Genomic DNA, 14,218 nt, shown 5'->3' with positions numbered 1-14,218 from the left:
CGGAGTAACCTCCCACAATTACCATAATGATTTCATCGTTATTTTATCACAATGCACACGTTAACAAAATAGTTTTATCAACATTTTTAGTTTAAAAAAATAATAATGACAATAATATGAACACGTTAACATATACGTTTATATAAAAATCTGCAAGTATATCGTCCTTTTTCTGTTGTTTCGCACCTGATCTAAGACGGTTAAGGCTAACTATCACCCTATCCCGAGACCTTGTTCTTATATACATTTCAGGAGAATAGACGCAAGAAAGCACGGGCGGGATAACACTACTTACTAGGCAGGAGGAACATCTATGAAAACAATTGCAGATACTATTGTACAAGTTTTGGTCAATGCAGGGGTCAAGCGGATTTATGGCATTGTTGGAGATTCACTAAATAATATGGTTGATTCCATTCGCAGCAACGGTCAAATTGAATGGATTCATGTAAGGCACGAAGAAGTGGCTGCCTTTGCAGCTGGAGCGGATGCTGACCTTAGTGGCAGCATTGCTGTATGTGCTGGAAGCAGTGGTCCCGGAAATTTACATCTGATTAATGGTTTATATGATTGCCACCGCAATCGGGTGCCTGTACTGGCTATTGCCGCTCATATTCCAAGCGACGAAATTGGAAGTGAATATTTTCAAGCTACGCATCCTGAGCATCTTTTCGGAGAATGCAGTCACTTCTGTGAGGTGATTACGACACCGCGTCAAATTCCCAGAACGGTGACCATGGCCATTCAACAGGCAATTTCACGTTCAGGTGTTTCCGTCATTGTTCTTCCCGGTGATGTAGCAGCTTTGGAGGCGGAAAAGGTACCCGTGCCTGAACATGTCTACCATCCCACTGCACCTGTAGTGCATCCGTCAGCTTCCGAAATTTCCCGACTGGCCGAATATTTGAATAAAGGCAAACGAATTACGTTACTATGCGGCGCCGGCTGTGCACAATCTCACGACTTGCTCATGCAGTTATGTGACAAGCTAAAGTCCCCCATGGTATCCGCTCTGCGAGGCAAGGAATACCTGGAGTATGACAACCCTTATTATGCTGGATTGACCGGACTGATCGGGTATTCTTCCGGGTACCATGCGATGATGGATTGTGACGTCCTGCTTATGCTCGGAACAGACTTCCCCTACAGACAATTTTACCCTGAAGATGCGATTGTCCTACAGGTAGATATAGAGCCAGCCCATCTCGGCAGACGTACTCCGTTGACGTATGGTTTATGCGGGGATGTAAAAGCCACATTGGAAATGCTGCTACCGCATTTAACGTCAGAGCATGATTCCAAGCATCTAGAGAAAACCGTCTCCCACTATACCAAGGTACGCCAGGAGTTGGATGACCTTGCCGTCGGTAAACCAGGTCATACGCCGATCCATCCGCAATATCTCGCCAAGGTCATCAGTGACGCCGCGCAGGAAAATGCTATTTTCACTTGTGATGTCGGTACTCCCACTGTATGGGCCGCGCGTTATTTGCAGATGAACGGTCAGCGTCGGCTTCTCGGCTCGTTCAACCATGGCACGATGGCAAATGCCTTGCCGCAGGCGATTGGAGCGCAGGCCACTGAGCCTGACCGACAAGTGATTGCCCTTTCAGGCGATGGCGGACTCACGATGCTGATGGGCGACCTGCTCACCCTGAAGCAGCATCAGCTGCCTATTAAAGTCATTGTTTTCAATAATGGCGCTCTCGGTTTTGTCGAGCTGGAAATGAAAGCGGCCGGATTCCTGGAAAACGGCACGGAACTGGTGAATCCTGATTTTGGTGCTGTAGCGCAAGCCATGGGACTCAAGGGCATCCGGGTTGAAGATCCGACAATGCTGGAGGATGCCATTCAGCAAGCATTGGCTCATGATGGCCCTGTTGTGGTAGACGTGGTGGTGAACCGTCAAGAGCTATCCATGCCACCCAAAATTAATCTTAAACAAGCAGAAGGATTTACACTGTGGATGATGAAAGCGATGCTGAACGGACGCGGTGACGAGATTGTAGAACTAGCTAAAACCAATCTCTTTCGTTAAATACAGACGAAGCGGAGCACATTTTAACCTAAAAGGGGCAGAAACCATACATCTAGCATGGTTTCTGCCCCTTTGGCCTGCCTGTTAGTTAAACGAGACTCAGCGTGGTCTGCCTGCCGTTGATTTCCGCTTCATGAGCGCGGTCTCCATAAATATAAGCTCACCCTCATTGGACGGTGACTGAATTCGTTCCAAAATGCAGGCGGCTCCGCGCTCACTTATCTGCTCAATCGGTCTTTTGACCGTTGTTAACGGTGGAGTCGTATACATTGAGAACCCGATATCGTCAAAACCAATGACAGAGATATCCTCTGGTACCTTCAAGCCATTTTCGAATACCGCATTCATTGCCCCAATAGCCATATCATCGTTAGAGCAAAATACCGCTGTCGGCGGCTCCTGCAAGGAAAGCAGTTGCTTCATTGCCTGGCTTCCGCTTTCAGTATCATAATGGCCTTGCACGATATATTCATGTCGAATCGGCTTACCACTATCAATTAACGCATTCATAAAACCCTCGCGGCGTTGCTGGGTAGACTTGAAGCCTTCTACCCCTTCAATGATCGCAATACGTTCATGCCCACTTTCAACGAGAAAGGAGACCGCTTCATAGGACCCTTCCTTATCATTTGAAATCACATTTACAATCCCCGCCCCGGATACCTGCCGATTCAGTACAACAAGCGGAATGCCTTGACCGAGCACATGATAAATAAAAGGGTTGTCCGCCTCGCTCTGGCTCATCAGAATGATACCATCAAAACGCTTGCGGTGAATGGCCGAAAAATCGGCGTAATCGTCAATCCCTCGCACAAACAGATTGTAATCCACCCCGATGACATGATTAACTCCACGGATGGTATCCGCAAAAAAACTGGAGCTGGTGCCTTCTGAAATACTGGTGAAAAACAGGCCAATCGTATGCGAGCGCTGGAGAACCAGGCTTTTGGCATTAAAATTTGGAATGTAATTGAGTTGCTCTGCCAACTCCATAATTTTGCGTTTCGTATCTTCTTTAATCAGCGGGCTGTTATTGAGCGCCCGGGAGACGGTTGTATGGGAAACATTAGCCAATTTGGCAATGTCTTTAATGGTAGCTGCCATATACGTATCCTTTCCTTAGTGAGGCTCTAAAAAAATTATATACCCACCATACCACAGGAGCCGCCCGGAAAAGAAGACTTTCACAAATTATACGCGGTTATCCGCATGTCGACGTTGTAACTCTTGAACCATTTCTGCATGTCTGCTGTCAGTCAGCTTGTACATTTTACCGATGACCAGCATGGCCAAAGCCAGGGCAACAGCCGGATAGAGACAAAGCAATGCCTTGATCCCAAGCAGCGTTCCAGAGGACTGAACCACATTCGGAACATACCCGATGAGCGCTAGTCCAATACCCGATAGAAAGCCAGACAAGGATTGAGCCAACTTACGTGAAAAGTTAAATAACGAGTAAGTAATCCCTTCCTTACGCTCCCCGGATGACCATTCGCCATAGTCAATGATATCGGACACGAATGCCCAGGTAACCCCGTTAGGAATACTAATACCAATGAACGAAATACTGGCCAGGATTGTAAAAATATATACATTGGAAGGCATAAAAAAGTTAATGGAGTCGGCAATGACACTAACCATCATCCCTAGTATGGCTGTTTTTCGTTTACCGAAGCGCCGTACCAGCTTGGGCAGGAACAACACACCCAGTAGCGACGAACCGATAATAATAAAATTCATATAAGCCATTAATTCTACATGCCCCAAGTTATATTCGGCAAAATAGATCAGCAGTGCGGACTTGATATTGTACGCGGATATGGTGAAAATCGTCATCAAAACGAGTACCAGCAAAGGCTTGTTATTCGTAAAGGTATGCACGATAACGCCTATAGATAGCTTCTCTTTTGGCCCGGACTGGCTAATAATACGTTCTTTCGTTCCTCGGTAACATATGATGAAAGCGATCACACCAATGAGTGACATAATTCCCATCACAACCGGATAGCCAACATGGTGGTTAGGAAACAGTAAAATTAGCGGCATGACAACGACACTGGTGACGAATAATGCGCCCAGAGATCCCGCCTGACGGAAAGATGACAATGAGGCACGCTGATGAGTATCCTGCGTAATAGCGGCACCCAACGAGCCGTATGGAATGTTTACAATAGAGTAGCCAATTCCCCAGATCATATAGGACGCGTAAGCGTAAATGAGTTTTCCAGTAGGCGAAATATTCGGCGAAATAAAGGTAAGAATCGTAAGAATTGCAAGGATAACACTTCCAACGATAAGAAAAGGTCTAAATTTTCCACGTGTACCGATATGTTTGCGATAATCAACAAAGGACCCGACAATGGGATCACAGACGGCGGCAAATAGCTTGCTGACCAGGAAAATGCCTGCGGCGGCTCCTGCAGAAACCCCTGCTACATCGGTAAAAAATTTCAGCAAATACAACTGCCCCAAATCAAACATGAATCCGTTTCCAAAGTCACCCATACCATACGAAATCTTTTCTTTCAGGCTAATATGCTCGCCTGTCTTGTTGTCAGTTTGGACGCTCTCCTGCACGATAGGCACTCCCATACCTACACACTCCTCTATGTTTGTAATTATTTTCACATAATTAGTTCAGGATTTTGCAAAATTCGATTCCAGTCGCTCCGAAGTGCAAGATACAGACGAACTAAACCATTTCGATCTATATCTTGTTCATTGGAAGTCGCTTATGGGATTTTTGCAAAATCCTCAGTTGATAACTATTTTGTTTTCAATTGCTCTTACCGGGAGTTTGAAACAAGCTCCTGGCAAGAGCTCTTTTTATGAAGTTAGTGAGTTCTCACCTAGGCAATAACTTCACTTACTATGAACAACCGTTGGGAAATTAAAATATTGCTCGGCGTTATTGTAGCAAATATTTTGTACCATTGCTCCGAGCAGTTCCAAATCCGCAGGCGCCTTACCCTCCTGAACCCACGTTCCAATTAAGTCACACAGTATACGGCGGAAATATTCATGGCGTGTGTAGGACAGGAAGCTGCGGGAATCCGTCAGCATACCAATAAACCGGGACAGCACCCCGTAGTTAGCCAGCAACTTCATCTGCTCCTGCATACCTTCGATGTGGTCGTTATACCACCATGCCGTGCCGAACTGGATTTTCCCTACAGTTCCACCGGATTGGAAGCAGCCCGCGAGACTTGCCAGTACTGGATAATCAACCGAATTAAGCGAATACAAAATCGTTCTCGGTAATCCTCCTGCCGTCTCCTGTGCGTCCAGCAATGCCGCCAATGGACGAGCGATCGAGCCATCATTTACGGCATCGTAACCTGTATCCGGTCCCAAATGACGGAACATAGCCGTGTTGTTGTTACGCAGCGCGTGAATGTGGTATTGCATAGCCCAGCCATGTTCTGCATACTGTTTGCCAAGGAAAACTAGAACGTACGATTTATATTTGGCCTCTTCTAAAGGAGTCACATGGCCTTCCTCCAGCCCCTTGCTGAATATGGCTGCTGCTTCCTCCAGTGTCGTTTCTTCATAGACAACAGTATCGAGCGCATGATCAGATACCCGACCTCCGGCAGCATGGAAATGGCGCACCCGGCTTGCCAGCGCATTCAAAAACCCTTCCAGGCCAGAAACATCCAGTCCGCTGACTTCACCCAACCGAGCCACCCAAGGCTGGAAAGTTTCGCGATTAATTTCCAAAGCTTTGTCGGGGCGGAAGCTTGGCAGCACTGCCACTGGGAAATCGTTCAGCTTGCTGATTTGTTTGTGGTATTCGAGATGGTCCGTCGGATCATCCGTGGTGCACACCACAGTTACCTTCGAGTTCACAATCAGATCACGTGCGCCAAAGCCCTTTCCCTGCAGCTTTTGGTTTACCTTTTCCCAGATTACAGGTGCGCTCTGTTCATTCAGCAGCTCATAGACACCAAAAAAGCGTTGAAGCTCCAAATGCGTCCAATGGTACAGCGGATTGCCGATTAGTGTAGGTACGGTTTTGGCCCAAGCCAAAAACTTGTCATAATCTTCACCATCACCCGTGATCAAACGCTCCTCGACCCCATTGGCCCGCATAAGTCTCCACTTGTAATGATCTCCGTACAACCAGGCTTCCGTAATATTCTTGAACTTTTTATTTTCATAAATTTCTTGTGGACTTAAATGGCAATGATAGTCAATAATCGGCATATCCTTGGCATACTGATGATATAAGGTTTCAGCCGTTGGATTGCTCAACAAAAAGTTTTCGTCTAAAAACGTTTTGGTCATTACTTTCTCATCCCTTCTGTAATCGTGTTTCCTAACAATTTGTTAACGTTAACAAAAATGTTCGAGATACTACTTGCCTTTTAACAATTACATTCCCCATAGCAGTAGGAAATCCATATGATTTGTACAGGACAATACAACTATAATATGATACCTGTACATCATGTCATACTGGTTTGCTTCACCTTAAATTTAATGTTTACGTTAACAACAATTACATTGTAACCGCTATCCTTTGTAGAGGAAAGTGATTTTTATCATGTGAGCGGATAAAAATGATCTGCCTACATTTGGGACAGATCTGTTCTATACCTTCTCGATGACCGACACCACAAGAAAATTCCACAATTTTAATTTTCCTTGATAGATCAAACTTTGAAAACGTTTTATATATTTTTCTCTTTTTTTCTGAAAATTTCTTTCTTGAAAATACCAGTTATTGTATTATAATTGCAATATACATCCATTGATTTACATTAAAAGTATTTCATTAGTTATTTCACAGAGAAGAAGAAGAGGTGGTAGCATTGAGTACAAAAGTGCAAGCTGTTCAAACTAAAACTATATCCGATACAAAAGGAGCCGACCTTGTTGTCGATTGCTTGATCAAGCAAGGGGTTACCCATATTTTTGGCATTCCAGGTGCCAAGATCGATTCTGTGTTTGATGTTCTTCAAGATCGGGGGCCCGAATTGATCGTATGTCGTCATGAACAAAATGCCGCCTTTATGGCAGCGGCAGTCGGTCGATTAACCGGTAAACCGGGCGTATGCATTGTTACCTCAGGTCCAGGCGCATCTAACTTGGCGACAGGACTTGTCACCGCTAATGCAGAAAGTGATCCTGTCGTCGCCATTGCGGGTGCAGTCCCAAGATCCGAACGCTTGAAACGCACGCACCAATCTATGGATAACGCCGGACTATTCGAACCCATCACCAAATACAGTGTAGAAGTAGAACATCCTGATAATGTACCGGAAGCAATTGCTAATGCATTTCGAATTGCGACCTCAGCCCAGCCTGGAGCCACATTCGTCAGCCTGCCGCAGGACGTGTTGACTTCGTCATCTGAAGTAACAGTCATTGAGAAGGTTTCTCTTCCCCAACTCGGAACCGCACCCGCCGGACTCATCAAACAAGTCGCAGAGCAAATCAAAAAAGCCAAGCTGCCCGTACTTCTTCTCGGCATGAAAGCCAGCACGCCTGAAGCCACCGCAGCTATCCGTGCTCTCATCCGAGATACAGATCTGCCTGTTGTCGAAACCTTCCAGGCCGCTGGAGCCATCTCCCGTGAACTAGAAGACCACTATTTTGGAAGAGTGGGTCTGTTCCACAATCAACCGGGTGATATGCTTCTTGGAGCCGCAGATTTGGTACTGACGATTGGCTATGATCCTATCGAATACGATCCAAAAAACTGGAACATTCCGGCAAACCGAACACTCATTCATCTGGATGACCATCAAGCCGATATTGATCATGATTATCAACCTGATTACGAGCTAATCGGAAATATAGCCCTGATTGTGGGTAGCCTTGCAGAAGAATTACCTACCTTAAAGCTACCTAAATCCTCTTGCGACCAATTGAATCGTCTGCGCCATGATCTAAACGAGCAAGCGGCTGTTCCCGCACACAAGCATGATTTTCTGATTCATCCATTGCAATTTATTCGTACACTGCGGAGCCTGATTGATGATAACGTCACAGTCACCTGTGATGTCGGTTCACACTATATTTGGATGGCACGATATTTCCGTTCGTATGAACCGCGGCGCCTTCTATTCAGCAACGGAATGCAGACGCTAGGCGTAGCGCTGCCTTGGGGGATTGCTGCCACACTCGTCAATCCCGGTCACAAAGTCGTTTCTATTTCTGGAGACGGAGGATTTCTTTTTTCGTCCATGGAGCTCGAAACCGCCGTACGTCTTAACTCACCGTTGGTGCATATCGTATGGAGAGATGGTTCCTATGACATGGTCGCTTTTCAACAACAGATTAAATACGGAAGAACGTCTGGTGTAAAATTTGGAGATGTTGATGTAGTGAAATATGCTGAAAGCTTCGGCGCCACTGGATTACGCGTGCACTCTCCTGAAGAACTAGAAAGTGTATTGCAGCAGGCACTTCATACCGATGGTCCTGTGGTCGTCGATATTCCGATTGATTATCAGGATAACATCCAGTTGGGACGTAAACTGCTGCCTAACCAATTAAACTAACCTTAACCATGCCTCACTCGTGACGGCTTTATGACAATTATGGAGTATAACGTTTTTTTTATGATTTTTTTGAGTTATTCATGTTATTTACTGAAATTTTACGTTTATTATTGAAAAAGAAAGAAAATAAATGCATACAATTATAAAAGGAAGTGTATTGCCATGACCGTTGCGCAATTGGAAACCAAGCAAGAAGCTGATCATGATATTTACCAAACATCCACTATGCTTGCTCTATTAGATGGTCTTTATGACGGAGTTGTTGCCTTTGAGGAGTTGCAAAAGCACGGGGATTTCGGAATTGGTACCTTTGATCAACTGAATGGCGAGATGATCGCGTTCGATGGTGAATTTTATCACTTGCTTCCAGACGGTACGGCCCATCGCGTAAAACCGGAAGAAACTACACCTTTTTCCACCGTCACCTTTTTCCAGGAAGATTTCACATATACTATTGACCGCCCTATGCATCGTGAAGAGCTGGAAGCTCTGCTGTTAACGTTGTTTCCAAGCCGTAATCTGTTCTATGCCTTCCGTATGGATGGCACTTTTCATGAAGTAAAGACACGGACCGTGCCTCACCAAGTTAAACCATACAAACCTTTTATCGAAGCGACCAAGTCACAGCCTACCTTCACTTTTAATGAGGCTTCCGGCGTGATTACAGGTTTTTGGACACCTGCCTATGCTCAAGGTATTGGGGTAGCCGGATTTCATCTGCATTTTATTAACGATGAACGCACCGGAGGCGGGCATGTCTTTGATTTTATCGTCGAAAAGTGTACCATCCGCATTTGTCAAAAATCCAATCTGCACCTGGTCCTGCCCGATACGCCGGATTACTTGAAGGCCAACCTGTCCAGAGAAAACCTGGAGAAAGAAATTGCCGTTACTGAAGGTGCGCAATAATCACAGTTATATAACTCATCAAGTTACGGACCCTATAGCTAAACAATAAACAGCAAAAGATCACAGTCAGGGAAGAGAATTACTGCTCTCTGACTGTGATCTTTTTATGTACGAGCATATATATACGTTACTGCTTATGCTCTCACTCCGGTTCACCTATGCCTCGATCTGATCCAGTTTATCTGCATAATATTGAATAGCACGTGAGTACTCCTGTGTAGATAAATCCGAGGTCGTCTCAGCCACCTCCATTAGCAGCTCCTGCATGGCTTTCCCGTATTCCCCCAGATTGTATAACACCATCGCGTAAAATACCCGAAACGGTCTGTAATCCGGAAATTCGTTCATTCCTGTGTCCAACCACGCTTTCGCCTTAGCGTAATCTCCCAATACACGATATGTACTGCTTAATCCCAGGATGGCTCCTTTCCTTGATTCTGCGGATAACGCCATACCTAGGCTTTTTTCATAATAGGCAACCGCTTCCCTCTCTAAGCCCAATGAATCATGTGTCCAAGCTGTCTGATACCACAATTCTGCATCATTTTGCTGCTGTTCTAATGCCTTTAAAAGAAGCTTACGTGCTTTCTCTGCTTGCCCTGTTCGTCTAAGCTCGTCAGCTTGCGCCATGATATCGTTCATATTCATCCTCCACTTCTGACTCATGCCTATCTTTGAGTTATATGTTACCCGACATTTGAATGCAATGTAAATGGAGTTTTTCCTAAGATTTGAAATCCAAAAAAACGACCCTCCCTTTAGGAGAGCCGCTATATATCCGAAGTTGAAGTTACGGTTTATTTAACCTTCAATGATCCTGTAGTTAGTATTCCAGCTACACGTTGTGCGTCGAAAATGCGGGAGAGCTCCTCCACTGCCGTCAAGTACAGTAGACCGTTGCCCTCCAGCTTAGGAGAATTACCGAGTGGAATCGTGCGTTTGATGAGTTGTGCGTATAATTCCGGTTCTGTAAGATCACGCTCAAAGCTCGCATTCGCCAGCTGCTTAATCAACGCCAATGCACCTGCTACGTGCGGAGTAGCCATCGAAGTTCCGCTAAAGGTCGCATATTTGCCGCCCGGTACGGTGGACAAAATATCTTCTCCCGGTGCAACCAAATCCACCTCATTATTTGAATTACTGAATTCTGAGGCATGCCTATCAAAGTTGATAGCACCTACGCTAATCACTTCATTATAGCAGCCGGGGTAGCCGAGCTCGTCCGTTCTGTCGTCACCGTCTCCCTCATTTCCAGCTGCACAGATGACTAAGATTTGGCTAGCTACAGCCTTTTTTACTGCTTCATGAAGCTCTGGCACATCCTCAGGACCGCCAAGTGACATCGATATGATATCTGCCTTTTGCTCAATCGCATAATAGATGCCTTGAATAATCCAGTCATATTGACCGGAGCCCTGCTTGTTTAGCACTTTGATGATGAGCAGGTCTGCCTCTGGAGCAACACCCACGACACCATCCGCATTTTCTGCTGCCGCAATAGTACCCGCCACATGCGTACCATGACCGTTGTAATCCTTGAAAATTTCCGGATCACCTTGATCATCATCCGTAAAATTCCGGCCGCCAATAATACGCGCCTTCAAATCTGGATGGTCCGAATCACAGCCCGTGTCCAGCACCGCCACCTTCACGCCTCGGCCTCGAGTCTGGTTCCATACCGCAGGAGCCTGAATCAGCTCTACACCTCGCGGTATTTCATTCACTTGTTGCTCCTGCTTGATCACTTGGTAAGGAATGATATGCACTTTACGTTCCATCCTATTCCCTCCTTCATGGATTCAATCGGAAACCATCCGTCTTTGAAAACTTTGAAAACCTCTACTACGTTCGAGGTTACTATATTCTAGCAATTTTTGAAAAGTTTGAACATCCCCATTTTGCTTATTTTTGTAAAAAAACAGACATCCCCCAATTTGCTTGGAGAATGTCTGTTGTAGAATCTCTTTCAGCCTTAGACTGATTCCGCCTGAAGTTCAGCCTTAGATAACAGCGATTTGTGCTGCCATTTCCGACCCTTCCAGCGTAAATAGTGGAAAATGCCTCGTACCCACTCATCGCAGGCATGTGCAATCCACACACCCAGCACACCATATCCCATATGAATACCCAGCACATATGCTAGCGGGATTTTAATCCCCCACATTGAAATAATGGCCATCATTAACGGGAACTGAACATCTCCCGCTGCTCTCAAGGAGTTAATGACAACATGATTAAACACACGGCCCGGCTCCAGCAGTATACAGAACAGCAAAATCGCTGCCCCTAATTGAATGATCGCCGGCTCATCTGTAAAGATCGCCATCACTTCATATCGGAAAAAGGATACTACCACGATCACAGCAATCGTAATGACCAAAGACCATTTTAGGCTCCGTAAAAGTTGATGATAGGCTTTTTCCTTGTCTCCTGCTCCAATCAGGCGGGCAACAATAATTTCCGTCCCCTCACCTACAGCCATTCCAAATACCATAAAAAAGTACACAATTGTATTCGTATAAAAATGGGTTGCGATCGCTGTTGTACCCATAAAGCTGACAAACCGGGTCACCATCATTTGGCTAAGTTGATAAGACAACCATTCCAGCCCGGCAGGAATACCAATCTTCAGGATTGCTACCAGCTTACTCCATTGAAGCTGTACATAATACCGGATGCGAATCGGCGCACTCACACGCTTGTACAGAAGTAGAAAAATCCAGACACATGCTACAGCACGGCTAATAACCGTTGAAATCGCTGCACCCGCCACTCCCATCTGCGGCAGACCAAACCAGCCATAAATGAGTAGCGCATTCCCCACAATATGCAATATATTCATACCAATGCCCACGATCATCGTATCTTTAGTAAAACCATGCGATCGAATAACCGGACCTGCGGTTAGCATAAGCGCTTCCAGAAACAGCGAACCCCCTGCCAGCATCATATAAATCTCTGCATTTTCCTTAATCGTCGGGGTAATATGGTAAAAGGATAGTAAAAAATCCCGGCTCACAATAAACATCAAGCTCAGCGCCAGACCAAACACCAGATTAAAGGTTAGTGCCGAAGCCGTAACACGGCTTGCATCCACATGCTTTTGCGCCCCCAATAGCTGAGCAATGATCACACCTACACCAAGACCAAGCAGATTGAAAAGTATAATCGTAAATTCAATCAACTGTCTTGACACACCCACAGCCGATACAACCTCATCAGAAACATGGCTTAGCATGAACGTATCCACGCTACCCATCAAAATGTGAAACAACATCTCTATAAAGATCGGCCAAGTGATTGCAAAAACCGTCATCGTTTTAACGACTTGTGCTTGCTTGGAACCGTTTTCCTGAGAAAGTGACATCCTTCCGTATTCCTCCTAAATGCGACCCAATTATTACTTAATACCTACACGTCAATTAATCAATCATAAAAAGTCATATGCTTTTTATCTTTTTTATAATATTCCAAGCGGTCCTGCAATTGTCCTGTGTGGAATTCAAACTTATGTCCGTCTGGATCTGTAAAATAGACCGATCTTTTATCCTGTTCATTCCGCTCTCGTCCGGGCAAAATGGTGACATTAAAAGTTCTCAGCTTGTTGAGCATATTTTCAAAATCAGCTTCCGCTATCGAAAATGCAATATGCGTATAGGAATGATGAATTTCATTTCTCGGGATATCCTCTTCCACATTGAGAGCCAACCACATTCCCAGACAGTCCAGATAAGCCAGCTTACGTCCTTTAACGAGCAGTTTTCCATCTAGTACATTCTGATAGAAATGTATAGACTTCTCCAAATCAGACACCGAAAAGCAAATATGATTCCACCCTTGTATGCTCATGTTCCCTATTCCTTTCAGCGTACCCTGTCTAGCCAGTAGGTCCATGCTTCTGTATATTTATCGAGGTCTTTAGGATGATGGCGAATGCAGGTAGCTATACGAAAGTATAATCCCAGTAACACTTCCCTGTTCAGCTCGTATTCCCCTGTCATCTCCGGCTCAAGCTTCTCTAAGGCAGGCAAAATATTATCGACGGTCAGCCTATCCGGTGAAGAACAAAAGGCGTATATCAGATCATACAGAGGTTCTCCTACCACTGGATCAGGGTCAATAATACCCGTCAATGTGCCGTTTTCGGTAAACACAAAATTATGTACCCCACAGTCACCATGAAGCAAATATTTAATATTACGTTGCGGCAATCCAGCCACAAGGGTATCAACGAACCAATGATTCTCTCGGGGTAAAACGCCTTGTATGATCTTTCCAGATTCCTTCGTTCTGTGCAGCAGAAAATCTCTCCATTCCACAAACGGGTGATCCGGATAACCATAATGACGTTCCTCACCACAAGGCTTGTAGTGCGAGATCACCTCCGTTGCCAGACGAAGCAACAAATCGCTTTTGTTTCTTCCTTGATACTGTGTGAACCCTGACCTGAACGTGTATACCAAATAACGGTGCAACGGATCTACATAAACCAAACGCGATAGTTTCTCAATCTGTACATAGGTATGTAAGAATTCTGCCTCGGCTTCTACGACAGCGGGATCATTTTGCTTAATCACGTATCGTGGCTTAGTTCCGTCCATGACAACTACCACTTTGCTCGAAGTTCCGCCAGTCAGCGGTTTGAGATTTCGCATATGGCTTTCAAGCACGCCCGTTTCGTGAAGCTCATTCAGGATCAGTTGAACATCCATCTCACGCCTCCCTCCATGCGTCTGATCCACAATGCGGCTGGCGATTTGGA

11 protein-coding genes are annotated in these 14,218 nt (G+C 45.3%); 3 read left to right on the top strand and 8 right to left on the bottom strand.

The features are described from left to right. Positions 1–313 precede the first annotated feature (313 nt). Positions 314–2,038, top strand: coding sequence for a ubiquinone-dependent pyruvate dehydrogenase (gene poxB, locus ACYCSE_RS20770; RefSeq protein WP_069291767.1), 1,725 nt, complete (start codon positions 314–316; stop codon positions 2,036–2,038). 99 nt (positions 2,039–2,137) lie between these two features. On the opposite strand, the gene ACYCSE_RS20765 is transcribed toward poxB, so the two are convergent. From ACYCSE_RS20765 to uxaC, 3 genes are all read right to left on the bottom strand, one after another. Next, a complete protein-coding gene (locus ACYCSE_RS20765) occupies positions 2,138–3,142 on the bottom strand; it encodes a LacI family DNA-binding transcriptional regulator (protein ID WP_069079639.1) in 1,005 nt (334 codons plus the stop codon). Positions 3,143–3,229: 87 nt separating this feature from the next. Beyond that, positions 3,230–4,630, bottom strand: a complete 1,401-nt coding sequence (locus ACYCSE_RS20760) for an MFS transporter (RefSeq protein WP_459699649.1) — start codon at positions 4,628–4,630, stop codon at positions 3,230–3,232. A 270-nt stretch (positions 4,631–4,900) separates the two neighbouring features. Beyond that, on the bottom strand, positions 4,901–6,325 hold the full coding sequence (gene uxaC, locus ACYCSE_RS20755; protein ID WP_061830332.1) for a glucuronate isomerase: 1,425 nt from the start codon (positions 6,323–6,325) through the stop codon (positions 4,901–4,903). 518 nt (positions 6,326–6,843) lie between these two features. Between uxaC and alsS the strand changes: the two genes are divergently transcribed. After that, positions 6,844–8,547 (top strand): acetolactate synthase AlsS, encoded by a 1,704-nt coding sequence (gene alsS / locus ACYCSE_RS20750; RefSeq protein ID WP_172828313.1) that lies wholly within the window; start codon positions 6,844–6,846, stop codon positions 8,545–8,547. 162 nt (positions 8,548–8,709) lie between these two features. Next, entirely contained in the window at positions 8,710–9,456 is a 747-nt protein-coding gene (gene budA / locus ACYCSE_RS20745; protein ID WP_025722973.1) for an acetolactate decarboxylase, read from the top strand. A 156-nt stretch (positions 9,457–9,612) separates the two neighbouring features. Here the strand turns inward: budA and ACYCSE_RS20740 are convergent, their stop codons facing one another. From ACYCSE_RS20740 to ACYCSE_RS20720, 5 genes are all read right to left on the bottom strand, one after another. Then, positions 9,613–10,098, bottom strand: coding sequence for a tetratricopeptide repeat protein (locus tag ACYCSE_RS20740; protein ID WP_061830331.1), 486 nt, complete (start codon positions 10,096–10,098; stop codon positions 9,613–9,615). Between the two features lie 155 nt (positions 10,099–10,253). After that, complete coding sequence (locus tag ACYCSE_RS20735) at positions 10,254–11,234, bottom strand: S8 family peptidase (protein ID WP_025723662.1); 981 nt, start codon at positions 11,232–11,234, stop codon at positions 10,254–10,256. A 194-nt stretch (positions 11,235–11,428) separates the two neighbouring features. Further along, the gene (locus tag ACYCSE_RS20730; protein WP_069291764.1) at positions 11,429–12,823 is read right to left on the bottom strand and encodes an MATE family efflux transporter; all 1,395 of its coding nucleotides are present in this window, start codon (positions 12,821–12,823) and stop codon (positions 11,429–11,431) included. 59 nt (positions 12,824–12,882) lie between these two features. Continuing rightward, the gene (gene fosB, locus ACYCSE_RS20725; protein WP_250244849.1) at positions 12,883–13,305 is read right to left on the bottom strand and encodes a metallothiol transferase FosB; all 423 of its coding nucleotides are present in this window, start codon (positions 13,303–13,305) and stop codon (positions 12,883–12,885) included. Between the two features lie 14 nt (positions 13,306–13,319). After that, complete coding sequence (locus ACYCSE_RS20720; protein ID WP_459699644.1) at positions 13,320–14,168, bottom strand: aminoglycoside phosphotransferase family protein; 849 nt, start codon at positions 14,166–14,168, stop codon at positions 13,320–13,322. Positions 14,169–14,218 lie beyond the last annotated feature (50 nt).

It is taken from the genome of Paenibacillus sp. SEL1 (assembly GCF_054602535.1).
The sequence above is the reverse complement of the archived record's forward strand: the minus strand, read 5'-3'. Positions and strand labels throughout refer to the sequence as shown.